Source organism: Amycolatopsis sp. CA-128772 (assembly GCF_002904295.1).
Taxonomy (GTDB): Bacteria; Actinomycetota; Actinomycetes; order Mycobacteriales; family Pseudonocardiaceae; genus Amycolatopsis.
Genome location: NZ_PPHG01000007.1, coordinates 88,346 through 112,796 on the forward strand (window position 1 = coordinate 88,346; position 24,451 = coordinate 112,796).

Consider the following 24,451-nt stretch of genomic DNA (forward strand, 5'->3'; position numbering starts at 1 on the left):
GGGCAGGGTCCACCCCCGCACCTGCCCGCCGAGTCCGCGGTGTGAGTCCGGGGTGGGTCCTGCCCGCGGGGTGCACCAGTCCACGCACGAAAGGCACCCCCGCGATGAACCCCACCGACCACGACCACGACCCCACGACCACGCCCGAGTCCGGCCCCGAGTCCACGCGTGAGTCGGGGACTCCGGCAGCCGGGACGCCTGCCGTATCGGCGGGGGAACTGGCGACCGTCCATCCCCTGCGCACCCGCTCCGACCAGCAGCAGTCCACGCCTGAGTCCGTGCCGGTGGTGTCGGATTCGCCGGTGATCGAGGGTGAGATCGTCACCGACGAGGAGTGGGCGCTGCTGACCGATCAGCGGGCCCGCCGCGACGCCCGGATCGCCGGATACAAGTCCGACCTGACGGCCCTTTCGCGCAAGACCGTGTCCGTCGCCAAGTCCGGCACGGGGTTGGCCAAGTCCAAGGGCGGACCGGTGATGCGGTTCACCCGCCGCCACGTCGTGATCATCGCCAAGGGCGCGGAAGCCGAGCGGCAGCGCCGCAAGGCCGAGAAGGCCCAGACCGACGCCCGCGCCGCGCGCAGGGCCGCCTTGGAGAAGGGAGAGCTGGACCGGGTCGCGGAGCTGAATTCCCAGATCACCGAGCAGCGCCGCACCGCGGCGGAAGCAGCCAAGCTGCGCTTCGAGCTGTACTGGGAGGTCGGCAAGAAAACCGCGCTGGTGCTGGTGATTCTGCTCGGGGTCGCGGTCGTCGCCGGGATCGTCAACGGCTTCGGGGGGTGGTTCGGGAACTGGAACCTCACCGACGTGCTGCGCACCATCGGCACCGTGTTCACCGCCGGCGCCGCCGTGGTGACCTGGTCGGTGCTGCACGCCTGGCTGTTCGGTCTGGCCGGCATCGGGGTGTGGTCGTATCGGCGGTGGAAGGATGGCAAGGCGCTGGGGGAGTTCGTGTTGCCGGAGAACCTGCGCGCGAACGCCGCGGCGAAGGTCGCCTACGTGGAGCTGTCGGAGTCGGTCATCATCGCCGCGCTGGCCAACATCGGCATCTCCAAGCTCAACGAGCACATCAAGGCCGGCTGGCCGCACCGCGACACCGACAACCCGTGGGTGCGCCCGCCGATGCTGGCCGAGGGCGGCAAGGGCTACACCGCCAAGCTGCGGCTCCCGCTGGGCGCGTCGGTGCTGAAAATCAACCAGGCCAAGGACTTGCTCGCCCACAACCTCGGATGCCGCCCGCAGGAGTTGTTTCTGGACCCCGACGAGAACGACCCGACCGTGCTGGACCTGTTCCGGCTCGAACCGGGCGTGCTGCGCGAACCGGTGCAGGCGTATCCGCTGCTCACCGACGGGTCCACGGACTTTTTCAAGGGGCTGCCGGTCGGTGTCAGCCCCCGCGGCGCGGTGGTGTTCACCACCGTGTTCGAACGCAACTTCGCCGTCGCCGGGACGATGGGATCGGGCAAGTCCACGCTGGTCAAAGCCCTGGCGGCGAGCGCCGCGCTGGACCCGCTGTGCGACATCGACGTGTTCGTCTTCGCCGACAACTACGACTACGACCCGCTGGCCCCGGCACTGTCGACGTTCCTCAAGGGCGATAAGGAGGAAAACGTCCACGCGTGCCTGGAGCACATCAAGACCCTGCACGCCGACCTCGCCGTGCGGGGACAGCTGCTGGCGAAACACCAGGTCACGGAGGTCAACCGGGAGGTCGCGGCGAAGGAACCCGGGTTGCGGCCCCGGCTGGTGATCATCGAAGAGTGTCAGTCGTTCTTCCGCCAGGGCACGCCCAAGGAACGCAAGGAGCTCATCGACTGGGTGGTGCGGTTCTACTCCGCGGCCCGCAAGTACGGCATCGTGCTGGTGTTCGTCACCCCCAACCCCTCCGATGCCTCCCTGCCGCGGGATTTGGTGGCCGTGACCAGCAACAAGGCGTGCGGCGCCATCGACGACAAGACCCGCAACAACATCGTGCTGGGGGACAAGGCCCACGAGAACGGGATCTCCGCCCTGGGGCTTCGGCCCAAGACCGAGGAGGCGCTGTTCGACTGCGGAACCCTGATGACCAAGGGTTTCATGAACACTCCGGGCCTGGTGCGCGCGTTCTACCTCACCGCGGCCGACCTGACCGCGATCGGGCAGCGCGCGGCGGAAATGCGCGGCGGCGCCACCGCCGCCACCGAAGCACCGAAACCGCAGGTGCGAGACTTGATCGAGGATCTGGCCACGGTCATGGTCGGGGACGAGCCGGTCAACGCCGGGGACCTGGTCGGGGCGCTGCGCAACCTCGCTCCCGGCTACAAGCCCTACAAGGCGCTGAACAAGGCCAAGCTGGTGGCGCTGCTGCGGGAAGAGCACGGGCTGAAGATCCCGTCGACGGACAACCTCTACCCCGTCGACCCGGTCACTGTGCGTCAGCTCAACGCCGGTCGTGTGGCGCTGCGGGCGCAGGACGACGACCAGCCCGAATGACGGCCGGCACCGGTCGCCGGACCCCCGGTTTCGCGGGGTCCGGCGACCCGCCCGCGATCGCCGACTGACCCGTAATTTCCGTAATCTTCGCTGATCAGGGCGGATTACGGTGCTCGATCGGCCGGAATTACGGATGTAATCCGCCTGCCGGAGCGTAATCCGCGCCGTAATCCCCCATCGGCAGCTGTCTGCGGCGCTGTCGCACCCCTATCTAGCTACCCAGAGTCACATTGTTGGAGGTTGTCATGGGTTTGTTCAGCAGCGGCAGCAGCGCGACCCGCGAACGCAAAGCCGAACGCGAACGCCAGGAGGCCGAGGCCACCGCGGCCATCGCCGCGCACGAGATCGGCCACGCCATCGGCATGGCCGCCGCCGGGATCCGGGTGCACTGGGTCCGCCTGACCGCCACGGGCGGGCAGGCCCGCGGCGACGACATCGACCCCGAGGACATCGCCGCCGTGGACGGCTACCTGGTGATGACGCTGGCCGGGTGGGCGGCCGCCGCGGAGTGGGTGCACCGTCATCACGGGTTCTCCCGCTCCGCCGCGCTGGCGTGGGCCAAGAACGGGTCCCGCGGGGACTGGGCCGACGTCCGCGCCAAGGCGCGCTACGGCTCGCACACCGTCCGGTGGTACGAGCGGGAAGCGCAGAAGCTGATCCGCGCGAACTGGCGCCGGATCGAGCGCTACACCCGCGAACTGTGCCGCAAGGGCGAGCTGCCCGGCAGCCGCTTCAACTAGCACCCTCTGGGCTCGCCGGAGTTCCGGCCCACCACGGCAAGTCTTCGCCGGGCCGCGCGGTCGGCCAGCACCCCGCGCGGCCCGGCGACACCACATCCGCACGTCTTCGTCTCGAAAGGACGGTCGCACCCGTGATGACCACACCCGAGTTCCTGCCCGCTCCCGATCCCGCCGCCACCGACATGTACGCGTGCCTGCGGGTGCACGCCCCCACCGTGCTGGTCGACGACGTCGGCGCCGTCCTGGCGGTCGGGGTGACCCGCCCGGCGGTGGCGGCGGCGATGATCCGCGCCGCCGCCGACGGTCTCGACCTGCCCGTCCCGGACCGGGTCGACGCGCAGGCGTTCCGGCTGCGCTGGTTCGCCTACACCCACCCCGGCCGCGACGGCGCCCCCGCGCGGATGGCCGCCCCGGGCGAGGACGGCGCGTTCCCGGTGCTGATCTGGCGGCCGGTCGACCAGGCCGCCGCCCGTGCCCGTGCCGGCGGCGGTCTCGCGGCCGTCTACGCTTCCCGGTCGGCCGTGGTGATGGGGGCGGCGGCATGAGCACCCCGGCACCGACTCCGCCGCCTGCGGGCCGCAACCGCGGCAACCCCGACCTCGCCCGCCCCGGCGGCCTGCACGACGCCGTCACCCGCGCCCACGATCCCGGCCCGGCACCGGCCCCCAACGTCCGACGCGTCCGACGGAGTGACCGATGAACCGGACCCTGACCGCGCTCGCCCTCGTCACGACCGTCGTGGCCACCCCCGCCGGCTGTGACCGCCCCGCGCCACCTGCCAGCTCCTCAGCCACCAGCGTCGGCAGCACCGGCACACCCGGCCTCGCCACTGCCCGTGTCGACGTCGCCGCGGTGCGGGCCGAGCTGGCCGCGCTGACGGTGTCGGCCGAGGACACCGGCAACCACTACCGCCGCGCCGACTGGCCGCACTGGGACCAGGTCGGCGGCGGCTGCGACGCCCGGGAGAACGCGCTACGCACCCAAGGCGCCGGCGTGCGAGTGGGCGCCGGGTGCCGGATCACCGGCGGCACCTGGATCTCCCCCTACGACGGCGTCACCGTCACCACCCCCGGCGCGCTGGACATCGACCACCTGGTGCCGCTGGCCGAGGCCGCCCGCTCCGGTACCCGGGCATGGTCGATCGCGCAGCGGGAGCGCTACGCCAACGACCCGGGCGTCCTGGTGGCGGTGACGGCGAAGTCCAACCGCAGCAAGGGTGACCAGGACCCGGCCCGGTGGCTGCCCGCCCGGGACCGGTGCGGCTACGTGGCCCGCTGGGTCGCGGTGAAGCACCGCTACGGCATGACCGTCGACCGGGCCGAGCGCGCCGCCATCACCGGCGTGCTCAACCACTGCTGACCCCACCACCGACGCACCACCACAGGTGCGAACGCGCACGCCCCCGCCGGGCCGATCCGGCGGGGGCGCGTTCGTACGTGCCCACCAACAGGAATCGGAGCAAAGATCATGGCTGGATTGCCGGAGATCACGATGGCCGGGACGCTGACGGCGGACCCGGAGATGCGCTTCACCCCGTCCGGGGCGGGGGTGTGCTCGTTCACCCTCGCCGCGAACGATCGCCGCCTGGACAGGGAATCCGGGGAGTGGCGGGACATGGGCGCGACGTTCCTGCGCTGCACCGTGTGGCGCCGCCAGGCCGAGAACGTCGCCGACGCCCGCAAGGGGGACCGGCTGCTGATCGTCGGCGAGCTCAAGCAGTCGGAGTGGCAGGACAAGAACACCGGCGAGAAGCGCTACGGCTTCGACGTCCAGGTCCGCGAAGCCGCGCTGTCGCTGCTGTGGCACCCGGCCAAGTCGGCCCGCCCCGACCGCTCCGGCGGCGGCGAGCACACCGGTGGCGGTGGCGGGCCGTGGGCCGGGCCGCCGGCCACCGGGTCGGCGGGCGGGTTCTCCGACGAACCGCCGTTCTAGCCGAGGTGCCCGGCCGTGGGTGAGAAGACGAAGTACCGGGCTACCGACCTCACCGCCTGGCTCACCGCGGCGGGCATCGACGACGACGCGGCGCGGCGGGCCGGGCGGGTGATCGCCGGGGCGTGGAACCAGGGCGAGTTCTACGCCTCGGCCACCGGCCTCCCGCTCGCCGCCGCCCTCACCGCCTCCGGCGTGCCGCTCGCGCGGTTCGACACGACCGCCGACGGGCTGGCGCGGCGGTTCGGGGTGCACCTGCACGACGTTCCGGCGTGGGACCGCGAACCCCACTGGCGAAAGGAGACCAGCACATGACCAGTTCAGCGCAGAGCGCGGCACTGCGGGCAGCGGCGATGGAGATTGCTGGCAGGGGTTGGAAGGTGTTCCCCTGCCGCCCGGGCACGAAAGCCGCGTTGTGGCACCGGGCCGATCACTGCCGCGGTGGCGGGGTCTGCTCCGGCGGGCACGTCACCCCCGAATCGCTGGCCACCAGCAACCTGGACCGGGTGGCGGCACGGTGGTCGGACGGCGTGCCCTACAACATCGCCGTCTACCCCGGACCGTCCGGGCTGTTCATCCTCGACTGCGACCTGCCCAAGCCCGCCCGGCCCGGGCAGCCCCCGGCCCGCGGGGAGCACGACCCGGACGGCTGGACCCAGTTGCAGGCGCTGGCGGCCGAGCGGGGCGGGCCGCTGCCCGACACGTTCACTCTCGCCACCCCCTCGGGTGGGCGGCAGCTGTGGTTCACCGCCCCGCCCGGCACCGCCTTGCGCGGCACGGTCAAGCACATCGCGTCGAACGTCGACACCCGCGGCTGGGGCACCTACGGCCTCGCCCCCGGCAGCGTCCTCCCCAACGGCGCGTATGAGCTGATCGACGACACCGACCCGGCCGAGCTGCCGGGGTGGTTGGTCCAAGCCGCCGTCGAACGCGCCCCTACGGCCGTCTCCGGGCGACGTGAGATGCCCGTAGCCGCCCCGGACGCCTACACCGCCGCCGCGCTGCGCGGCGAACTCGACCGCGTCCGCACGGCGGCACCCGGCACCCGCAACAAAGTGCTGTCCACCGCCGCCTACGCCCTCGGGCAACTGGCCGGCGCGCGGCTGCTGGAGGAGGACCACGTCAAAGCCGAACTGCGCGCGGCGGTCGCGACCTGGAACACCCCGGCGTCGGCGGCCAAGGACGACGGCGTCATCGACACCGCGGTGGAGGCCGGGAAGGCCAACAAGCGCCGCATCACCCCACGCGCCACCCGAGGCGACCGCCGCCGCGCCGCCTGACACCACTACACGCAAAGGAGTTTGCCGTTATGGCTGCGATCGTTCACCGCTGCGCCTGCGGGCACCTCGACCACGTCCACCACACCAACCCGACCAAAGACGACACCCGCCCCTGCTACCTGTGCGGCTGCGCCGACGCCGACCCCGGCGCCCCCGAGGTGATCCCGACCTGGCGCGCGGCCACCCCGACCGCGCAGGCACTGCCCGACCCCGCCCTGATCGAGCCCGGCACCCTCGACGGCCCCGGGCTGGGACGGCTGTGTGACTGCGAAGCCTGCTGGAGCCTCTACCGCACCACCGGCGACGCGGCGGGACGGGCCGCCTGATGACACCACCGCAGGAAAGGACCGATGCGCGCCCCACCACCCCGTTGCCGTCGCAGGACACGAGCGTGCGGGTGCTGGAGCTGGCGATCTCCGGCGGGCTGCTGCCCGTCCTGGCCCAGGACACCGCCATCCCCGGTGTCGTGCTCACCCCGCACGTGACCGGCAAGCCGTTGCGGTTCACCGGAGATTGGGTGCTCACGCACGCCGCCAGCGGGATGCAGCTGACGCTGCCGGGCTGCCACGCCCACATGATCGAGGCGATCGAGTGGCTGGCGCGGCGGGCGGGGCTGGACTGGAACCGGCCGCTGGAGGCCGTCCGCGCCGATGACGCCCTCAAGATTGCGCACGGGGAACTGAACCTCGCGCTGTGGCGGGCGCGGGAGGAGCGGGAGCCGCTGGTGACCGCGCGGGGGTCGTGGGTGGTGTGGCCGCCGCGGTGGCGGATCCGCTACCGCGGCCGTGTCTCCGCCGCCACCTACGACTCCTGGGACGACGCCGCACGGCGGGCCGCGTACGCGCTCACCGAACCGGATGAGGCGCTGCACCTGCACCCCGATGCCGAGATCGTCCGCGACACCCGCCCGCCCGGGTGGGGGCTGCGGTGCGCCTCGATCCACTGCCACGACAGCCACTTCCTCGCCGACTGGGCCGACGGGTGCGGCCCGGTGATGGGACCGCGGGCGCAACTGGCCGCCGACGCGGCAGAAGAAGGCTGGCGGGACTGCGGGGCAGGCACCTGGACATGCCCCGAGTGCAGCCGCCGCTACCACTGACCCGGCAACGAAAGGAACCCCCGCGATGAAGATCCGGATCGTGGGCGCCCGCACCGAAACCGCCGACGCGGTCAAGGTGCTGCGCCTGGCGTTCGACGTGCTGGAGGTCTCCGACTTCCGCTCCAACCGCGGTGACTCCCGCCTCGGGCGGGTCTACGTCGAAGCCAACCCGCCGGCCGACCCCAAACCCTGCACCTGACCCGACCACACCGAAACCCCAGACGGCGCGAGGGCCGGACACCCCGGGGTGTCCGGCCCTCGCGCCGTCTCCACACCCACGAAAGGCCAGCCACGCCCATGAACACCACGCACCCGACCAACTGGCACGCCACCACCGCACCCACCGCGGTCCCGCACGCCACCGCGGTGGTGCTGGCGCAAGTCGCCGGCCGACGCCGCGAACAGGACAAGGTCTTCGGCGAGCAGAACCACCCCGACGGCACCGGCCCCGACGTCACCCTGACCGGGCTGGCCCGCCGCGCGGCGGACGCCGCCTGGGCCGCGCGGTTCACCACCGAGATGGCCCGCGCCGAAGACCGGCTGACCTGGCTGCACATCCTGCGCGAAGAGGTCTACGAAGCCCTCGCCGAAGCCGACCCCCAGGCGCTGCGGGATGAGCTTCTCGATGTCGCCGCCACCGCGGTGGTCTGGATCGAAGCCATCGACCGCCGTCGCGCCCGACCGGGAGGACGTGGCTGATGCGGTGCCTGTCCTACGGCGGGGGCCAGCAGTCCACCGCGCTGCTGGTGCTGGCCGCGACCGGGCGCCTGGCGCTGGATGCGGTGCTGTTCGCCAACGTCGGCGACGACTCCGAGCATCCCGGCACGCTGGCCTACGTCCGCGACCTCGCCACCCCGTGGGCGGCCGAGCATGGCCTGACCGTCACCACGCTGAACCGGCATCGCCGTGACGGCACAGTGGAGACGCTGTTCGGGCGGCTGACCAAGCCGGGGTCGCGGTCGCTGCCGATCCCGGTGCGGATGTCGAACGGGGCACCCGGCACCCGCTCCTGTACCGCGGACTTCAAGATCCGGGTGATCGGCAAGTGGCTCAAGGCCCACGGCGCCACCGCCGACACTCCGGCGACGGTGGCGATCGGGATCAGCCTGGAGGAGATCCACCGCGCCAACACCCGCCGGGTCGAGCCGTATGAGCGGATCATCTACCCGCTGCTGGAACTGGGGATGCGCCGGGCCGACTGCGCCACCTTGGTGGCTGCACAGCCGTTGTCGACGGCGATGGCCGAGCGTGCCCGCGCCACCGTCGCCGACCAGCACCCGGACGTGCGGCGGCAACTCCTGCGCAGCGGCTTCACCCGACTGCCGGTGCCGCCGAAGTCGTCGTGCTGGTTCTGCCCGTTCCACCGGCTGTCCACGTGGGCGGCGATGCGGGCCGAAGAACCCGAGCTGTTCGAGCGCTCCTGCGAGCTGGAGGACCTGCTCAACGCCCGGCGCGCCGCCTTGGGCAAGGACCCGGTCTACCTCACCCGCACCGGCCGGCCGCTGCGGGTGGCCGTCGACCCCGGGGTTCAGCTGCTCCCGTTCGCCGGCGACGGCGACGGCAGCTGCGACTCCGGCTGGTGCATGACCTGAAAGGACGTGACCTCGCGATGACCATCACCACCTATCACGAGTTCGCCGGGTTCGGCGGTGACACCACCGGCGTGCTGGCCGTGCCCGGCACCACCGGCGTGCTGGCCGCCAACCACAACCCGGACGCGATCGCCACCCACGCCTACAACCACCCGGGCATGGACCACTACGAAGGCGACATCGCCAAAGCTGACATCGGCAAGTTTCCGCGGGTGGACTTCTTCTGGGCTTCGCCGTCGTGTCCGCCGTGGACCGACGCCCGCGGCGTGAAACGCGACTTCGACCAGAGCACGCAGGGGGTGCTGTTCGACCCGAAGACCGGGCCGAAGGCGACCGACCCGTCCGTGGCCCGTGCCCGCGCGCTGATGGAGGAAGTGCCGCGGTACCTGCAGGCCATGCGCCGCCGTGGCCGGCCGGTGCTGGGCGGCGTGGTGGAGAACGTCGTGCAGGTGGTCAAGTGGGACCAGTTCAAGCGCTGGCGCGGTGAGATCGAAGCCGAGGGTTACCGGACGAAGCTGATCGCCCTCAACGCCATGCACGTCACCGGCCCGCGGCTGGGCAAGGTCGCGCAGTCGCGGAACCGGTTCTTCCTCGGCTACTGGCTGGAGGCGCTCGGGCGGGACCCGGACTGGGACAAGTGGCTGCGCCCGCGCGCCTACTGCCCGGACTGCGACGCGTGGGTGGCCGCGGTACAGGCGTTCAAGAAACCCGCGCGCGTGCCCGGCACCGAGATGGGCGTCTACGGCATCCGCCACGGCCAGTACGTCTACCGCTGCCCCAACCGCTCCTGCCGCCAGCGGATCATCGAACCCGCCGTGCTCCCCGCCTCGACCATCATCGACTGGAGCATCGACCCCGGCCAGCGCATCGGCGAACGCGTGGACAAAACCGGCCGCCCGGACCCGCTGGAGCAGTCCACCATCGACCGGATCGCAGCCGGGCTGGCCCGCCACGTCGGCGCGCTGCTGGCGCCGGCGGGCGGCACCTGGCGCCAGCACGCCACCTCGCTGGAGATGCCGCTGCCCACGCGGACCACGCGGGAGAGCGACGGGCTGGTGTGCCCGCCGCTGCTGGTCTCGTGCGCGGCGCGGGCCGGGGTCGACACCGCCACCCACATCGGGCAGCCGATGCGGACACAGACCTGCCGCCGCGAAACCGCGATCGTCATCCCGCCGTTCATCTCGCTGCAACGCGGCGGCGGGTCGGCCACCGCCGCCTACCCGCTCGACGGCCCGATCCCCACCGTGTCGGCCCAGGGCAATCACCACGGCCTGGTCGGCCCGCCTGCCGGGGAGGAGCTGGCGCTGTTGGTGGCCTACTACGGCAACGGCGGCACCCAGCTCACCGACCGGCCGGTGGGGACGCTGACCACCCGGGACCGCTACGGCCTGCTCGGGCACCCCGCCACACCCACCACGCCGCCGCCGGTGGAGGCGTGCACGTTCCGGATGCTCGACCCGCACGAGATCGCCGCCGGGATGGGCTTCCCCGCCAGCTACCGCGTCCCGCCGTTGGTGGCCAAGTCCAAGCGCAAGCAGGTCCGCGGCTGGGGCAACGCCGTCCCGCCCGCGATGGCCGAAGTCCTCGCCTCAGCCCTGATCGAGGCGTTCTCCGGCGAGCCGCTGGAGCCTGCGGCGTGACCGGTGCGGGGACGCCCGCGCAGCACCACCCGAACGCACGACCCGAGGGAGCTTTGTCATGCCGGATCTGGACACCGCGTTGTCGGCCATCGACGCCGCCATCGCCGACCCCCAGGGCGACACCCGCACGGTCTGCGGACACTGCGGGACGGCGCTGGCCGGGTCGCCCTCCGACGACTTCTGTACCGAGGACTGCCAAACCGCGTGGCTGGCCGAGCACGCGGCCGGCCCCGATCCCGTTGACAACGGCGCGAGCCCGGACCGGAACCTGGTCGAGGGAGACCCGGCCCGGCCGATGCCCTACATGCCCGCGCCGCCACCGCCTCCGAGCGGGGCGCAGATCCTGGACAAGGTGTCCGCGTTCGTGTCCCGGTTCAACGTGTTCCCGTCCGAGCACTGCGCCGCCACGCTGGCGCTGTGGTACGCCCACACCCACGCCGCCGAACACTTCTACGTCACCCCGCGCCTGATCCTGGACTCCGCCGAACCCGGCAGCGGCAAAACCCGGGTCCTGGAAGTCGCGCAGTTCCTGGTGCGATCGGCGGAAATGACGCTCTCGGCCACCACCGCCGCGCTGTTCCGGCTGGTGTCCGACGGGCCGATCACCATCCTGTTCGACGAAGTGGACGCCATCTTCAACCCCGCGAAAGGAGGCAACACCGAAGACCTGCGCGCCATGCTCAACGCCGGATACAAACGCTCGGCCACCATCCCGCGCTGCGTCGGCGACGCCCGCGCCATGAAGGTCGAGCGGTTCAAGGTCTACGCCCCGGTGGCGCTGGCAGGGATCGCCGGGCACATGCCCGACACCATCACCACCCGCGCCATCACCTTCCACATGCGCCGCCGCGCCCCCGGCGAAACCGTCGAACCGTTCAAAGAACGCGTCGTGGAACGCCAGGCCGCGCCGCTGCGGGACAAGCTCGCCGCCTGGGTCGCCAGCGTCGGCAACCAGGTCGGCGACGCTGAACCGGACATGCCCGAGGGCGTCACCGACCGGGCCGCGGAGATCTGGGAACCGCTGCTGGCGATCGCCGACGCCGCGGGCGAGCACTGGCCGGCCACCGCCCGCGCCGCGTGCGCGTATTTCGTGGCCAGCAACAGCAACCGGGGCGGCAGTTTCGGTATCCAGCTGCTCGCCGACATGCGGCGGATCTTCACCGAACGCAACACCGACCGGTTGCCGTCCACGTTCATCATCGCCGAACTGCTGGAAATGGAGGAATCCGACTGGACCGACGTAAAAGGAAAACCGCTCAACCCTCGCATGATGGCCAAGGAACTCGCGCGCTACGACGTCAAGCCAACCACGTTCAAGTACGACGGCGACAGCGTCAAGGGCTACACCACCACCGGTGAGACCGGCCTGGCCGACGCCTGGAGCCGCTACCTGCCCACCACCGGCTGACAGTGTCGGTAACTGCGGTAACTGCGGTAACCGCGCAGGTCAGACGGTTACCGATCCGAACGCGGTTACCGATGGATCGGTAACCGGGACGCGTGGTCGGTTTGTCCGGTTACCGATCCATCGGTAACCGGGGCACCCATCGGTAACCGCCTGACCAGGCAAGTTACCGCAGTTACCGCAGTTACCCCACCTGCCAGCCTTCCTGACGCCCCCGCATCGGTAACCCGCGCGCCGCCCACTCGGCCGGTCGTCGACCCGGCCAGCTCGTCATGCCCGCCCTGCGGGCGTTTGGAGGAAATCCGATGGCTACCGCCAATGAGATTGCCATACTCGTTGCCACTCTCGCCCAGCTCGCCGAACGCCTCGCCACGAGCGAGCCGGAAACCGGCCGACCGGAACCACGGCCGATGCCCCCGCGTGTCCTGTTCACTATGGAAGAGGCTGCCGAGCAACTTCGCATCGGCCGCACGAACGCATATCGACTGGTCCGGACCGGAGAACTCGAATCGGTACAGATCGGTCGACGTCGGCTCGTTCACGTCGACGCAATCAAGGACTACGCGGCTCGTTTGGTCGCCGAAGCCAGTCGTAAAAACGCCGCCTGAGGGGAGAACATTCAATGGCAAGGAAGAAGCGTCCTGAGGGTACGCGCGCCCCGAATGGCACGAGCAGCGTCTACTTCAGCGAGACGGATGGTCACTGGCACGGCCGCGTGACGGTCGGCCGTAAGGACAACGGGAAACCGGACCGCCGTCACACCATGTCCAAGGACGAAACCAAGGTTCGGAACAAGGTGCGCGAGTGGGAGAACGAGCGCGACGAAGGACGCGTTCGCAAGGCCGGGCAGAACTGGACGGTCGAGACGTGGCTGAACCACTGGCTGTACGAAATCATGGCCCCGCCGACCATCACGGAGAACGCGTGGGAAGCATACGAGGTGGCGTGCCGAGTCCACCTCATTCCGGGCGTCGGCGCACACCGCCTCCAGCGTTCTCATGCGGACGACAAGTTGGAACCCGACCACCTGGAAAAGCTCTACCGGAAGATGATGCGTGAGGGTTCCGCCGCCGGGCGAGTGCACCAGGTGCACCGAACGATCCGTACCGCGCTCAAGGAGGCGAAGAAACGCAAGATCATCACGGACAGCCCGGCCGAACTGGCTCGCGCCCCGAAGGTGGAGGAGCAGGACTACGAGCCGTACGACGTCGACGAGATCCAGCGCATTCTCGAAACGGCCAATCGCCGACGCAACAGCGCTCGCTGGGCTATTGCACTGGCACTGGGACTCCGCCAGGGCGAGGCGCTGGGAATCCAGTGGCCGGACGTGAACTGGGACCGCTGGGACCGCCCGTGCAAGAAGCACAAGTCGCCGTTCTGCGCCAAGTGCTTCGAGTGCCACTCACCCGAAATCGGCGTGCGACGGAACCGGCTCCGGCCGAAGTACAAGCATGGTTGCTCGAAGCCATGCGGCCGGAAGTTCGCCGGGTACTGCCCGCAGCGTGTCTCGACTCGCCGGGAAACCGCGCCCACGAAGTCGCGGGCCGGTAAGCGGTACATCGGGCTGCCCAAGCAGCTCGCGCTGCTTCTGGTGCGGCACCTGGCGGCTCAGGCCCAGGAACGCGCGCTGGCGGCCGACCTCTGGGAGGAGACCGGCTACGTCTTCACCAAGCCGACCGGGCAGCCGCTCGTGCCCAACACCGACTACCACCACTGGAAGGAGCTGCTGCGGGAGGCCAAGGTGGGAGAGCGGCGGCTTCACGACGCCCGGCACACCGCCGCGACCGTTCTCCTGCTGCTGGAGGTCCCCGAGCGGACCGTCATGTCCATCATGGGGTGGTCCAGCACGGCCATGGCCGCGAGGTACCAGCACGTGACCGACCGCATCAGGCGGGGCGTGGCCGGCCGGGTCGACGGGCTGATCTGGGCAGCGCCGGACGACGTGGCGGACGACGGCGACGAGACGCCGGAGGTGGCCTGACCAGGGCTAAATGAGACTAGAACTGAGACTAAGACGGAAAACGCCGGGTGTCCCAAAGCGAGGCACCCGGCGTTTTGCCTGGTGAAACGGCGGAGGATACAGGATTCGAACCTGCGAGGGCGTGAACCCAACACGCTTTCCAAGCGTGCGCCTTAGGCCGCTCGGCCAATCCTCCGCAGGAGACGATACCGGATGGTCCCGGGCCGCTTCGAAGGTGGGTCAGCGGGTGACGTCGGCGACCACGCACGTGATGTTGTCCGGGCCGCCGCCTTCGTTGGCCAGGTCGATCAGCTGCGGGATCACCGCCGCCGGTTCGGCGCCGGCCGCCAGGACGTCGCGCAGGGTGGCCTCGGAGACCGGGCCGCTCAGGCCGTCCGAACAGAGCAGGTAGCGGTCGCCCGGCTTGGCCTTGAACGTCCAGATGTCGGGGTCGCCCGAGCCCGTCGTCTGCAGGGCCTTCATCAGCAGGGACCGCCGGGGGTGCTTGTCGGCGTCCTCCGCCGCGACGCGGCCGTCCTCGACCAGGGCCTGGACCAGCGTGTGGTCGCGGGTCAGCCGGCGCAGGCCGCCGTCGCGCAGGAGGTAGCCGCGGGAGTCGCCGATGTGGGCCGCCGCGAACTCCACGCCGTCGAACAGCAGGGCCGTCAACGTCGTGCCCATACCTTCGGTCGTCGGCTCCTGCGCCGCGACTTCCAGCAGCCGCTCGGCGATCGACTTGACCACGCCGGTCAGCGTCGCCGCCAGGTCGACGCTGGTCAGGTCCATCCGGCGCAGGTCGACCTCGAGCTCGCGCAGCACGTCGACCGCCGTCGCGCTGGCGACCTCGCCGTGCGGCTGACCGCCGATCCCGTCGGCGACGGCGAGCAGGCGGGAACTCGCGTAGACCGAGTCCTCGTTGATCCGGCGTCGCTTGCCGACGTCCGACCCGGCGGCGTACCGCAGGACGTACCGATCTTCTGTCATGACCCCATAAAAGCATTGGTTGACTGAGTTCACAAGCAAGACGGCTGAATGGCCCATCCTCCGATACAGTCCTCGCCATGGACGAGGACGCCACGGTCAGCGCGGCCGACATCGCGCGGCTCGCCGGGGTCGGCCGGGCCGCGGTCAGCAACTGGCGCCGCCGCTACCCGGACTTCCCGCAGCCGGTCGGCGGCACGGCGTCGAGCCCGCTGTTCGGCCTCTCCGCCGTCGCCGCCTGGTTCACCGCGCGCGGCAAGAAGTTCGAGCTGAGCGCCGGCGAACGCGCGTGGCAGCGCCTGCGCGCCCTCGGCGACGACCTCGACCTCGCCGGGCGCGTCAGCCGCGCCGGGGTCTTCTTCGCCTTCCAGGCCGGCATCTTCGACACCTTCGACAGCGCGCTCGACGACCCGGAGCTGCTCACCCTGCTCAGCGAGCTGACCCACCAGGCCGGCCCGGTCGAAGCGTTCGAACTGTTGTGCCGGAGGTACTTCGAGGCCCATTCGCGGCGGTTGTCGGCCACGCCCGAGCCGGTCGCCGAGCTGATGGCCCGGCTCGCCGGCCCGGTGTCGACGATCCTCGACCCCGCGTGCGGCTTCGGCGCGCTCGCACTGGCGAGCGGCGCGAAGACCGTGCTGGGCCAGGACAGCGACCCGATGACGGCGTCGATCGCGGCCCTGCGGCTGCGGCTGCGCGGCATCGAGGCCGAGGTCTACGCGGTCGACGCGCTGCGCGAAGACGCCTTCGCCGGCCGGACCGCCGAAGCGGTGTTGTGCGATCCACCGTTCAACGAACGCGCCTGGGGACACGACGAGCTGGTCGGCGACGAGCGCTGGGAGTACGGCCTGCCGCCGCGCGGCGAGCCCGAGCTCGCCTGGGTGCAGCACTGCCTCGCGCACGTCGAACCCGGTGGCAAGGTGGCGATCCTGATGCCGGGCGCGGCGGCCGGGCGGCGCAGCGGGAAACGCATCCGCGGCAACCTGCTGCGCGCGGGCGCGGTCCGCGCGGTCGTGACGCTGGCGCCGGCGGGTCCCGACCTCTGGCTGCTGAGACGGCCGGCCCCCGGCGAGCGGCCGCCGTCCACGGTGCTGCTCGCCGAAGCGGGCGACGAGCTGTCCACAGTGGAGGAAAGCTGGCAGGAGTTCCTGCAGCGGCCCGAATCCGGCGTCCGGATCATCGACCTGCTCGACGACGACGTCGACCTCACGCCGGCCCGCCGCCGCGCCCGGGACGAGGACCCCGGGCTGGCGTTCCAGGTCGTGCGGGCCCGGTTCGCCGAGCTGGCCCCGCAGCTGCCGCCGCTCGAAGCGGCGGACGCCGAACCGGCGTTCACCACGATCGGCGAGCTGGTGAAGGCCGGCGCCGTCGAGGTCAAGTACGCGGGGGTGCGTGCGGACGCCGAGCACCCGCTGGCCGAGGCCGGTGACGTCGTCGCGTCGGTGACCGGCATCGCGTACGTCCACAGTGGAGCACCGCAGCCGGTGGGCGCCGGGCTCACCGTGTACCGCGTCGACGCCGGCCGGCTGGACGCGGGCTTCCTGGCCGGCTGCCTGCGCGCGGCCGACCTGCCCGCCACGTCCGCATCCACCCGGATCGACGGACGGCGCGTGCGGATCCCGCGCGTCCCGCTCGCCGTCCAACGCGAATACGGCCAGGTCTTCGGGCAGCTCGCCGCGTTCGACGACGCCCTGCGCCAGGCGGCGGAAATCGGCCGTGACCTGGTCCGGCTAGGCTTCGCGGGACTTGTCGAAGGACGGCTCCGCCCGGGCCGATAGGGGAACGGATGCTGATCGCCGACCGCTACGAGCTCGACGAGCTGCCGCTCGGCCGCGGCGGGATGGGCGCGGTGCACGGCGGGCACGACCGCCGGCTGGGCCGCCGCGTGGCGATCAAGCTGCTCAGGCTGCCGGGCCGCGACGAAGAGCTCGAGGCCCGCTTCGCCCGCGAAGCGCGGATCCTCGCGACGCTCGACCACCCCGGCGTCCCGACGCTGTACGACTACGGCACCCACGACGACCGGTTGTTCCAGGTCATGCAGTTCGTCGACGGCGTGACGGTGGCCGACCTGCTCGCCGAGCACGGGCCGCTGCCGGTGCCGTGGGCCGCGGCGATCGCGGCGCAGGCGTGCGCGGTGCTGACCGCCGCCCACGCGGTCGCCGTCTGCCACCGCGATCTCAAGCCGGCCAACCTGATGCTCGGCCCGGACGGCGGCGTGAAGGTGATGGACTTCGGGCTGGCCGTGCTCCGCGAAGCCGACGCGGCGCAGTTCACCCGGGCCGGGCAGCTGCTCGGAACGCCGTCGTACATGGCACCCGAGCAGATCCAGCGCGGCGGCGCCGAACCGCGCAGCGACCTCTACGCACTGGGCTGCGTGCTGCACGAGATGCTCACCGGACGGCGGCTCTTCGACGGGCCCACGGCGTACGCGGTGTTCGAGCGGCAGGTCAAGGAACTGCCGCCGCCGGTGGCCGGGGTGCCGAAACCGTTGAACGCGCTGCTCGCCGAGATGCTGGCCAAGAATCCCGAAGCCCGGCCGCCCGGGGCTGCCGTGCTCTACGAGCGGCTCGGCGCGTTCGTCGGCGGGCTGCCGCCGCTGCCGGGGTTCCTGGTGCCGCCGTCGGTGCCCAGCCCGGGCCGGATGTACGCGCGGATGCTGGGGCGCGTCACCGGCTGAGCGCGGGCCGCCGGCCGGCGAGCGGCAGGCCGCGGCGCCGGACGCGGCGGTAGGTCGTCGCGTTCTGCACCGCGATGCTCACGCCGAGGCTGAGCGCGACCGACGCCGACGTCAGCGGGCCCGCGACACCCAATGCGGTACCCAGCGCGACCAGGCCGATCCGGACCGCGACCGTCAGCGCCCACAACCCGATCGTGACGGCCGAACCCTTCTGGAACGTCGTGCCTTCGCGCGCGGTGAGCGTCGTCGTGGTGCTGCGCAGGACGCCGAGCCCGGCGAGCACCACCAGGTCGGCGGCGAGCAGGCCCAGCTCGGCCGCGGACGCGCCGGGCAGCGCTTTCAGGGTCAGGTACCCGCCGGCCGCGACGAGCAGCAGCGGCATCGTGACCAGCGTCCTGCGGTCGAGCAGCGTGCCGCGGACCTGCTGGTAGACGACCTTGTAGAGGACGAGGCCGGCGATGGCCACGTAGAGCAGGACGTTCGCGGCGCTGGGCATTGCGGCTCCCCTGATTTCGATGGTCCACCCAGCTTCGGCGCACGGCGCCGCGGCCGCGTCGGCTCGCGGGCCGGACCCGGGTGGAACCCCGGCTCCACCCGCGGGTGGACCGCGGCAAGCCAAATCGTGACCTTCGCCGACGAACCTCGACCGGGTGAACGCCGTCTTTACCGGTGTCCAAAGGCGATGATCGAGACAGCTGGGGGTACCGGATCGTGAAGAGGCTTCTGGCGGGAGCGGCCGCGCTGGCCACCGCGTTCGTGCTGGCCGCCTGCTCCGGCGGTGGCTCGGCCGGCGGGGCGAACGCGGGCGGCGGAGCCGTCGCCGCGGCGGGTACCGGCGGCGGGACGCCGACAACCTCGAGCGCCACCCCCACGACGGCGACGACGAGTGCCACCCCGACGCCGACGCCCACCCCGGCGTCCACCAAGCCGGCGCCGACCAGCACCTCGGCCAAGCCGAAGCCCAAGCCGACCGCGACGCCGAAGCCGAAGCCGGCGGCGGACCCGGATGTCCCGTGCGCGGCGGCGGCCGCGGCTTCCGGCACCGCTGCCTGCGTCGACCTCTCCGCGCACAAGGCGTGGATCCTGCAGGCCGGCAAGGTCGTCTACGGTCCGGTGCCGATGCTGCCGGGCCGCAAGAGCAACCCGACGCCGACGGGCACGTTCCACGTGTACTCGAAGGAAAAGATGCACCTGTCGAAGGAATTCGACAACGCGGAGATGCCGAACTCGGTCTTCTTCTACCCGGGTGACGCCTTCCACCAGGGCAGCCTTTCGGTGTATTCGCACGGCTGCATCCACCTGTCGGCGGGCGCGTCGCTGAAGTTCTTCAACACGCTGCACATCGGTGATGTCGTGCAGGTCGTTCCGTAACCGCGTCCAATCGATCACGGACCGTAGGTCACGGTCGGGTAAAATCCACCCGCCGACTGCAACTGGCCCCCCTTCCCGCGCGATAAGTGATCGCTTGGGAAGGGGGGCCAGATGGCCTTGCGAAAGCTTCGCGCACTCCGCCACATCCTGGTGGCGGCGGTTTTGACGGGGGCATTGCTGCCGGTCGTGTCCACGGGGGTGGCATCGGCGGCGGCACTCCCGCAGGGATTCGTCCTGCGGGACACGAACACGGGTCTGGGGGACGACCCGTTGACGGACTTCGCGTACCTGCCGGACAACTCGACGATCGTCATCGGCAAGAACGGTGACGTCCGGTGGCTGCCGGTCGACGGGGCGAGCCGGGCGCTCGCGACGCTCCCGGTCCGCACCAACGAGGACCTCGGCCTGGTCGGGCTGGCGATCGCGCCGGACTACGCGACCTCGCACAACATCTACCTGACGCGCTCGATCAACGTCGGCAGCGGCTTCGTCATGCGGCTGGCGCGGTTCACGGTGACCGTGGACGCGGCGGGCGCGCCGCTCGGGCTGACCGGTGAGCGTTCGGTGTTCGAGGTGCCGGGCAACTCCAACGTCCACGGCATCAACGGCGTCGTCGCGGCCGCGGACGGCACGCTCTGGCTGTCGATCGGCGACAACGGCGACTTCCGGAAGGTCGACCCCGGTGCGCTGCGCGCCCAGGACATCACCAGCCCGAACGGCAAGATCCTGCACCTGACCGCCGACGGCAACGGCGTGCCGGGCAACCCGTACTACGACGGGACCAACCCGGGGTCGACCGCGAGCAAGGTGTTCGCGCGCGGCTTCCGCAACCCGTTCCGGTTCAGCATCGACCCGAACCTCGGCCTGCCGGTCGCCGGTGACGTCGGCTGGAGCACCTGGGAAGAGGTCAACGTCGTCCAGCGCGGCTCCAACCAGGGCTGGCCGTGCTGGGAGGGCAACAACCCGACGACCGGCTACAGCACGCTCGCGCAGTGCACCGGCGTGGCGAACCAGCCGCCGATCTTCGCCTACCAGCACGGCAGCGAAGCCATGCAGGGCAACAGCGTCACGGGCGGCATCCTCTACAACGGATCCAGCTACCCGGCGGCGTACCGCGGTTCGTACTTCTTCGGCGACTACGTGACGAACAAGATCTGGACCCTGCGCTACGACGACCAGGGCAAGCTCACGCAGGCCCCGGAGAACCCGCCGGTCTTCACCGGCATCGGCGGCCCGGTCAAGTTCGCCGCGGCGCCGAACGGCGACATCGTCTACGCCGACATCCTTTCCGGTTCCCTGCGGCGGCTGAGCTACTCGGCCGGCAACACCGCGCCGGTCGCCAAGGCCACCACGACGACCGACCCGGACACCCGCACGGTGTCGTTCGACGGCTCTTCGTCGGTGGACTACGACAACGACGCGCTGAAGTACGACTGGGACTTCGGCGACGGCAACGTCGTGACCGACGGCGGCCCGAAGGTGTCCCACCCGTACGCGGCGGGCACCGGGTCGTTCACCGCGAAGCTGACCGTCCGGGACCCGCTGGGCGCCACCGGCACGGCCACCATCGCGGTCGCGCCCGGCAACCACACCCCGGAGCTCACCCTGACCACGCCGCGGGCCGACGCGACGTTCGCGGTGGACCAGCAGGTCTCGCTGGGCGCCACCGCGACCGACGCCGAGGACGGCGCGCTGCCGGTCACCTGGACCACGGCGGTGCGGCACTGCCCGAGCGAGGCGACCTGCCACGCGCACCCGGGCGTCGGCGGCACCGGCGCGACCTTCGCGCAGCCGTTCACCGAGCACCCGGACTCCCGGATGGAGTTCACCGCGACGGTGACCGACAGCGCGGGCGTCACCACGTCCCGGACGTACACCGCGCTGCCGCGCCAGCACCGGATCACCCTGCTCAGCACGCAGCCCGCGGCGCTGAGCATCCCGGTGGAGGGCGGGGTCAGCTCGGCCATGGTCACCGAAGGCGCGTCCTTCGACGTCGAAGCCGCCCCGCTGGGCGTCGACGGCGTCTCGAAGTTCACCGGCTGGCAGGGCGGTCCGGCGGACACGACCTGGGTCGTCACCGTCGGCACGAGCGACATGACGCTGACGGCGAACTACGCGACCCCGATCGACCAGCGCTACGACAGCGACCCGGCGTTGCGGGCGAAGCTCGGGCTGCAGACGGGCTTCGAGGTCACCGACGGCCCGGTCCACTACCGCGCCTACGCGAACGGCCGGCTGTACTGGAGTGCCGTCGGCGGCACGGTGTACGTCACCGGCCCGGTGCTGGACAAGTACCTCGCCATCGGCGGGTCCAACGCGTTCGGGCCGCCGACGTCCGACACCGCGACGACGCCGGACGGGGTGGCCCAGTACAACCACTTCGTCAACAACGGCAACGTGGGTTCGATCTACTACACGTCCGCGACGGGCGCGCACACGATCTACGGTGAGATCCGGAAGAAGTGGGCGGCGCTGGACTTCGAGCGTGGTGTCGGCTACCCGACGACCGACGAACTCGGTACGCCGGACGGCGTCGGCCGCTACAACCACTTCATCAAGGGCGGCAACGTCGGGTCGATCTACTACACGTCCGCGACGGGCGCGCACGCCATCTACGGTGAGATCCGGAAGAAGTGGGCGGCGCTGGACTTCGAGCGTGGCCTGGGCTACCCGGCCACCGACGAGCTCGGCACGCCGGACGGCCGCGGCCGCTACAACCACTTCAGTGCCGGCGGCTCGATCTACTACACGGTGGCGACCGGCGCACACATGGTGAAGGGCGAGATCCGGAAGCGCTGGGCGGCGCTCGGGTGGGAGTACTCCTACCTGCACTACCCGCGCACGGACGAGTACGTGACGAACGGGGTGTACCGCAGCGACTTCGAAGGCGGCTACATCACGTTCACCCTCGCCACCGGGGCGGTCGACCGCCCCTGGTGAGGCCGAGTGACACGAACGCGGGCCGGTTCCTTCGGGAGCCGGCCCGCGTTTCGTTCACAGGTCGGCCGGTGTGGTCCCCGCCGTCGTCAGCGGCAGGCCCAGCGCGACGCGCTCGGTGAGCCACGGGCTCGGCCGGTAACGCGGGTCGCCGGTGGTCGCGGCCAGGCCGCGCAGGATGCGCAGCACCACGTCGCCGCCGACGAGGTCACCCCAGGCCAGCGGGCCGCGCGGGTAGCCGAGGCCCAGGCGGACCGCGGTGTCGATGTCCGACGGCGTGGCCAGGTGCTGGCCCGCGATGAAGCACGCCGTGTTGACGATCGAGGCCAGCAGGCGCTGTGCGATCGGGGCCGGCCCGTCGCGCACGACCGTCACCGGGTGGCCGGTCGCGGCCAGCGCGCCCCAGGCGGCGCGGCCCGCCGCCGGGTCGAGTCCCGGGTGGACGGACATGGTCAGCCGGCGTTCGTAGCCGCCGAGCGGGTCGACGCCGGCGACGCGGTCGAGCGGCAGCCCGGCGCGCAGGGCGGCGTCTACTGTGGACTCGCCGTAGAGCGGGACGAGCAGGACGGCGTCGGGGTAGGCGTCCGACACCACCTGCACGCCGGCGGCGGACAGCACGCGCGCGAGGTGCTCGTCGGCGGTGAACACCGGGCTCGACGGCTTCGGCGGGGCCGCCGGCTCGTCGGCGACCTGCTGCTTGCCGTCCACGTAGGAGTAGAAGCCCTCGCCGTTCTTGCGCCCGAACAAGCCGGCGGCCACCCGCGGCCGGGTCAGCCACGACGGCCGCAGCCGCGGGTCGCCGTGGAAGCCGCTCCAAATGCTTTCCAGCACGGCGTGGGAGACGTCGAGGCCGGTGAGGTCGAGCAGCTCGAACGGGCCGAGCTTCAGGCCGAGCACGTCCCGGGCGACCCGGTCGACGTCGGCGGGCTCGGCCAGCGCCTCGGCGAGGATCTGCAGCGCCTCGGTGTTCAGCCCGCGGCCGGCGTGGTTGACCAGGAAGCCGGGCGCGTCCTTCGCGAGCACCGGCTCGTGGCCCCAGCTCTTGACCAGTTCGAGCGCTTCGCCCGGCAGCCAGCCGTGCGTGCGCGCGCCCGGGACGACCTCGACCAGCCGCATCAGCGGCACCGGGTTGAAGAAGTGCAGGCCGACCAGCCGGCCCGGGTCGGCCAGCTCGGCGGCGATCTCGGTGACCGACAGCGAACTCGTGTTGGTCGCGAAGACCGTCTCCTGTGGACAGACGCGCTCGAGGCCGGCGAACAGGGCGCGTTTCGTCGCGAGGTCCTCCCGGACGGCTTCCACCACGAGGTCGACGCCGTCGGCGGGGGCGTCGGGCGCGTCCACGGCGACCAGCCGGTCCTTCACCGCCTGCGGGTCCCCGGTGAGCTTGCCCTTGGCGGCGAGCTTGTCGATCATCCCGCCGACGTACCCGATCGCCTCGGTGACGGCCTCGCGCCGGACGTCGGCCAGCTCGACGGTCACCCCCGCGGTCGCGGCCAGCTGGACGATCCCGCGGCCCATCACCCCGGTGCCGATCACCCGGATCCTGCCGACCTGCCCGGCCCACCCCGTCACGTCGCGCCGCCTTCCGCCGTTGGACTTCCGGCCTCAGCCTAGAGGCCGACGAACTCCGCCATGCGCTTCGCCGAGTGGGCGAAGAACGCGTCGGCCGGGTCGACGCTGCCGACGTACTGGCCGAACAGGTCGAAGCTGATCGCGCCGAACAGCTGGGTCCACGCCATGATCAGCCGGGTCACGGTTTCCGGGCCGGCGATGATCCCGAGGACCTTCGTGAGCGAGTCGGCCTGGGCGCGCAGCTCGGGCGGGACCTCCCCTTCGATTCCCCGCAGCTCGGTGCGCGTGAGCACCTTGACCAGGGCGAGCGCGACGCGGGAGGCCGGCACGACGGTGTCCTGCGGGGCCGCGTACCCGGGGATCGGCGAGCCGTAGATCAGCGCGTACTCGTGGGGGTGGGCGCGGGCCCAGTCACGGGTGCCCTGCCAGATCGCCAGCCACCGGTCGCGGGGCGCGCCCTGGCCCGGGTCCGCGGCTTCGGCCGCCTCGCCGATCGCGTTGTAGGCGTCGACGATCAGGTCGGTCAGCAGCCGGTCGCGGCTCGGGAAGTACCGGTAGATCGCGGACGACACCATGCCCAGCTCCCGGGCCACCGCGCGCAGCGACAGCCCCTGCGCGCCGACCTCGGCGAGCTGACGGCGGGCCTCGTCCTTGATCTCCTGGGTCAGTTCGGCGCGGGCACGTTCGCGTGCGGTGCGGGAGGTGGTCATGCGGATCAGTGTGGCATGACGAGAGCGGTGCACACAAAAGAGAGCAGTGCTCTTGACAGAGTGCAGCGCTCTCGTGTTCACTGCTCTTAA

The 24,451-nt window shown here is 71.5% G+C and carries 24 protein-coding genes and 1 tRNA gene; 20 read left to right on the forward strand and 5 right to left on the reverse strand.

Going from position 1 to position 24,451, the window contains the following annotated elements:
• Window positions 1-104: 104 nt before the first annotated feature.
• The 16 genes from C2L59_RS03120 to C2L59_RS03195 all read left to right on the forward strand — a co-directional run bounded on the left by C2L59_RS03120 (window position 105) and on the right by C2L59_RS03195 (window position 14,137).
• Window positions 105-2,471, forward strand: coding sequence for a hypothetical protein (locus C2L59_RS03120; RefSeq protein WP_103347981.1), 2,367 nt, complete (start codon window positions 105-107; stop codon window positions 2,469-2,471).
• Between the two features lie 245 nt (window positions 2,472-2,716).
• Entirely contained in the window at window positions 2,717-3,211 is a 495-nt protein-coding gene (locus C2L59_RS03125) for a hypothetical protein (RefSeq protein ID WP_103347982.1), read from the forward strand.
• A gap of 134 nt (window positions 3,212-3,345) precedes the next feature.
• Entirely contained in the window at window positions 3,346-3,756 is a 411-nt protein-coding gene (locus C2L59_RS03130) for a hypothetical protein (protein ID WP_233223250.1), read from the forward strand.
• 151 nt (window positions 3,757-3,907) lie between these two features.
• Window positions 3,908-4,570, forward strand: a complete 663-nt coding sequence (locus C2L59_RS03135) for an HNH endonuclease family protein (RefSeq protein WP_103347983.1) — start codon at window positions 3,908-3,910, stop codon at window positions 4,568-4,570.
• A 117-nt stretch (window positions 4,571-4,687) separates the two neighbouring features.
• Window positions 4,688-5,143 (forward strand): single-stranded DNA-binding protein, encoded by a 456-nt coding sequence (gene ssb, locus C2L59_RS03140; protein ID WP_103347984.1) that lies wholly within the window; start codon window positions 4,688-4,690, stop codon window positions 5,141-5,143.
• Between the two features lie 15 nt (window positions 5,144-5,158).
• Complete coding sequence (locus C2L59_RS03145; protein WP_103347985.1) at window positions 5,159-5,455, forward strand: hypothetical protein; 297 nt, start codon at window positions 5,159-5,161, stop codon at window positions 5,453-5,455.
• Complete coding sequence (locus C2L59_RS03150; protein ID WP_103347986.1) at window positions 5,452-6,420, forward strand: bifunctional DNA primase/polymerase; 969 nt, start codon at window positions 5,452-5,454, stop codon at window positions 6,418-6,420. Before C2L59_RS03145 ends, C2L59_RS03150 begins: the two co-directional genes overlap by 4 nt.
• Before the next feature lie 29 nt (window positions 6,421-6,449).
• A complete protein-coding gene (locus C2L59_RS03155; RefSeq protein ID WP_103347987.1) occupies window positions 6,450-6,746 on the forward strand; it encodes a hypothetical protein in 297 nt (98 codons plus the stop codon).
• On the forward strand, window positions 6,746-7,519 hold the full coding sequence (locus C2L59_RS03160; RefSeq protein ID WP_146060265.1) for a hypothetical protein: 774 nt from the start codon (window positions 6,746-6,748) through the stop codon (window positions 7,517-7,519). Before C2L59_RS03155 ends, C2L59_RS03160 begins: the two co-directional genes overlap by 1 nt.
• 25 nt (window positions 7,520-7,544) lie before the next feature.
• Window positions 7,545-7,718, forward strand: coding sequence for a hypothetical protein (locus tag C2L59_RS03165; protein WP_103347989.1), 174 nt, complete (start codon window positions 7,545-7,547; stop codon window positions 7,716-7,718).
• A gap of 98 nt (window positions 7,719-7,816) precedes the next feature.
• The gene (locus C2L59_RS03170) at window positions 7,817-8,218 is read left to right on the forward strand and encodes a hypothetical protein (protein ID WP_233223251.1); all 402 of its coding nucleotides are present in this window, start codon (window positions 7,817-7,819) and stop codon (window positions 8,216-8,218) included.
• A complete protein-coding gene (locus C2L59_RS03175) occupies window positions 8,218-9,111 on the forward strand; it encodes a phosphoadenosine phosphosulfate reductase (protein ID WP_103347990.1) in 894 nt (297 codons plus the stop codon). Before C2L59_RS03170 ends, C2L59_RS03175 begins: the two co-directional genes overlap by 1 nt.
• A gap of 17 nt (window positions 9,112-9,128) precedes the next feature.
• The gene (locus C2L59_RS03180) at window positions 9,129-10,751 is read left to right on the forward strand and encodes a DNA cytosine methyltransferase (RefSeq protein WP_103347991.1); all 1,623 of its coding nucleotides are present in this window, start codon (window positions 9,129-9,131) and stop codon (window positions 10,749-10,751) included.
• 58 nt (window positions 10,752-10,809) lie between these two features.
• Window positions 10,810-12,159 (forward strand): DUF3631 domain-containing protein, encoded by a 1,350-nt coding sequence (locus C2L59_RS03185; RefSeq protein ID WP_103347992.1) that lies wholly within the window; start codon window positions 10,810-10,812, stop codon window positions 12,157-12,159.
• Between the two features lie 302 nt (window positions 12,160-12,461).
• Window positions 12,462-12,764 carry a helix-turn-helix domain-containing protein gene (locus C2L59_RS03190; protein ID WP_103347993.1) on the forward strand — a complete coding sequence of 101 codons (303 nt, stop codon included), beginning with the start codon at window positions 12,462-12,464 and terminating at the stop codon, window positions 12,762-12,764.
• A 14-nt stretch (window positions 12,765-12,778) separates the two neighbouring features.
• A complete protein-coding gene (locus C2L59_RS03195) occupies window positions 12,779-14,137 on the forward strand; it encodes a site-specific integrase (protein WP_103347994.1) in 1,359 nt (452 codons plus the stop codon).
• Window positions 14,138-14,227: 90 nt separating this feature from the next.
• Here C2L59_RS03195 and C2L59_RS03200 read toward each other — a convergent pair.
• Both C2L59_RS03200 and C2L59_RS03205 read right to left on the reverse strand, forming a co-directional pair.
• Window positions 14,228-14,312, reverse strand: a tRNA-Ser gene (locus tag C2L59_RS03200).
• A 44-nt stretch (window positions 14,313-14,356) separates the two neighbouring features.
• On the reverse strand, window positions 14,357-15,100 hold the full coding sequence (locus C2L59_RS03205) for a PP2C family serine/threonine-protein phosphatase (protein ID WP_103347995.1): 744 nt from the start codon (window positions 15,098-15,100) through the stop codon (window positions 14,357-14,359).
• Between the two features lie 77 nt (window positions 15,101-15,177).
• On the opposite strand from C2L59_RS03205, the gene C2L59_RS03210 reads away from it, so the two are divergent.
• Complete coding sequence (locus C2L59_RS03210) at window positions 15,178-16,872, forward strand: class I SAM-dependent DNA methyltransferase (protein WP_103347996.1); 1,695 nt, start codon at window positions 15,178-15,180, stop codon at window positions 16,870-16,872.
• An 8-nt stretch (window positions 16,873-16,880) separates the two neighbouring features.
• Entirely contained in the window at window positions 16,881-17,771 is an 891-nt protein-coding gene (locus tag C2L59_RS03215; RefSeq protein ID WP_103347997.1) for a serine/threonine-protein kinase, read from the forward strand.
• On the opposite strand, the gene C2L59_RS03220 is transcribed toward C2L59_RS03215, so the two are convergent.
• Window positions 17,761-18,267 (reverse strand): hypothetical protein, encoded by a 507-nt coding sequence (locus C2L59_RS03220; RefSeq protein WP_103347998.1) that lies wholly within the window; start codon window positions 18,265-18,267, stop codon window positions 17,761-17,763. The genes C2L59_RS03215 and C2L59_RS03220 overlap by 11 nt on opposite strands.
• Before the next feature lie 215 nt (window positions 18,268-18,482).
• Between C2L59_RS03220 and C2L59_RS03225 the strand changes: the two genes are divergently transcribed.
• Together C2L59_RS03225 and C2L59_RS03230 are read left to right on the forward strand one after the other, a co-directional pair.
• Window positions 18,483-19,142, forward strand: a complete 660-nt coding sequence (locus C2L59_RS03225; protein ID WP_103347999.1) for a L,D-transpeptidase — start codon at window positions 18,483-18,485, stop codon at window positions 19,140-19,142.
• Between the two features lie 111 nt (window positions 19,143-19,253).
• Entirely contained in the window at window positions 19,254-22,082 is a 2,829-nt protein-coding gene (locus C2L59_RS03230; protein WP_103348000.1) for a PQQ-dependent sugar dehydrogenase, read from the forward strand.
• Between the two features lie 54 nt (window positions 22,083-22,136).
• On the opposite strand, the gene C2L59_RS03235 is transcribed toward C2L59_RS03230, so the two are convergent.
• The gene (locus C2L59_RS03235) at window positions 22,137-23,651 is read right to left on the reverse strand and encodes a 3-hydroxyacyl-CoA dehydrogenase (protein ID WP_103348001.1); all 1,515 of its coding nucleotides are present in this window, start codon (window positions 23,649-23,651) and stop codon (window positions 22,137-22,139) included.
• A gap of 38 nt (window positions 23,652-23,689) precedes the next feature.
• Window positions 23,690-24,361, reverse strand: coding sequence for a TetR/AcrR family transcriptional regulator (locus tag C2L59_RS03240; protein ID WP_103348002.1), 672 nt, complete (start codon window positions 24,359-24,361; stop codon window positions 23,690-23,692).
• Window positions 24,362-24,451 lie beyond the last annotated feature (90 nt).

What these genes read in the sequence shown, in the direction of transcription:
- C2L59_RS03130 (WP_233223250.1), top strand. Translation starts at nt 3,346, where the DNA reads ATGACCACACCCGAGTTCCTGCCCGCTCCCGATCCCGCCGCCACCGAC.
- C2L59_RS03165 (WP_103347989.1), top strand. Translation starts at nt 7,545, where the DNA reads ATGAAGATCCGGATCGTGGGCGCCCGCACCGAAACCGCCGACGCGGTC.
- C2L59_RS03160 (WP_146060265.1), top strand. Translation starts at nt 6,746, where the DNA reads ATGACACCACCGCAGGAAAGGACCGATGCGCGCCCCACCACCCCGTTG.
- C2L59_RS03150 (WP_103347986.1), top strand. Translation starts at nt 5,452, where the DNA reads ATGACCAGTTCAGCGCAGAGCGCGGCACTGCGGGCAGCGGCGATGGAG.
- C2L59_RS03195 (WP_103347994.1), top strand. Translation starts at nt 12,779, where the DNA reads ATGGCAAGGAAGAAGCGTCCTGAGGGTACGCGCGCCCCGAATGGCACG.
- C2L59_RS03190 (WP_103347993.1), top strand. Translation starts at nt 12,462, where the DNA reads ATGGCTACCGCCAATGAGATTGCCATACTCGTTGCCACTCTCGCCCAG.
- C2L59_RS03215 (WP_103347997.1), top strand. Translation starts at nt 16,881, where the DNA reads ATGCTGATCGCCGACCGCTACGAGCTCGACGAGCTGCCGCTCGGCCGC.
- C2L59_RS03170 (WP_233223251.1), top strand. Translation starts at nt 7,817, where the DNA reads ATGAACACCACGCACCCGACCAACTGGCACGCCACCACCGCACCCACC.
- C2L59_RS03230 (WP_103348000.1), top strand. Translation starts at nt 19,254, where the DNA reads ATGGCCTTGCGAAAGCTTCGCGCACTCCGCCACATCCTGGTGGCGGCG.
- C2L59_RS03210 (WP_103347996.1), top strand. Translation starts at nt 15,178, where the DNA reads ATGGACGAGGACGCCACGGTCAGCGCGGCCGACATCGCGCGGCTCGCC.
- C2L59_RS03175 (WP_103347990.1), top strand. Translation starts at nt 8,218, where the DNA reads ATGCGGTGCCTGTCCTACGGCGGGGGCCAGCAGTCCACCGCGCTGCTG.
- C2L59_RS03135 (WP_103347983.1), top strand. Translation starts at nt 3,908, where the DNA reads ATGAACCGGACCCTGACCGCGCTCGCCCTCGTCACGACCGTCGTGGCC.
- C2L59_RS03120 (WP_103347981.1), top strand. Translation starts at nt 105, where the DNA reads ATGAACCCCACCGACCACGACCACGACCCCACGACCACGCCCGAGTCC.
- C2L59_RS03220 (WP_103347998.1), bottom strand. Translation starts at nt 18,267, where the DNA reads ATGCCCAGCGCCGCGAACGTCCTGCTCTACGTGGCCATCGCCGGCCTC.
- C2L59_RS03185 (WP_103347992.1), top strand. Translation starts at nt 10,810, where the DNA reads ATGCCGGATCTGGACACCGCGTTGTCGGCCATCGACGCCGCCATCGCC.
- C2L59_RS03240 (WP_103348002.1), bottom strand. Translation starts at nt 24,361, where the DNA reads ATGACCACCTCCCGCACCGCACGCGAACGTGCCCGCGCCGAACTGACC.
- C2L59_RS03180 (WP_103347991.1), top strand. Translation starts at nt 9,129, where the DNA reads ATGACCATCACCACCTATCACGAGTTCGCCGGGTTCGGCGGTGACACC.
- C2L59_RS03155 (WP_103347987.1), top strand. Translation starts at nt 6,450, where the DNA reads ATGGCTGCGATCGTTCACCGCTGCGCCTGCGGGCACCTCGACCACGTC.
- C2L59_RS03205 (WP_103347995.1), bottom strand. Translation starts at nt 15,100, where the DNA reads ATGACAGAAGATCGGTACGTCCTGCGGTACGCCGCCGGGTCGGACGTC.
- C2L59_RS03125 (WP_103347982.1), top strand. Translation starts at nt 2,717, where the DNA reads ATGGGTTTGTTCAGCAGCGGCAGCAGCGCGACCCGCGAACGCAAAGCC.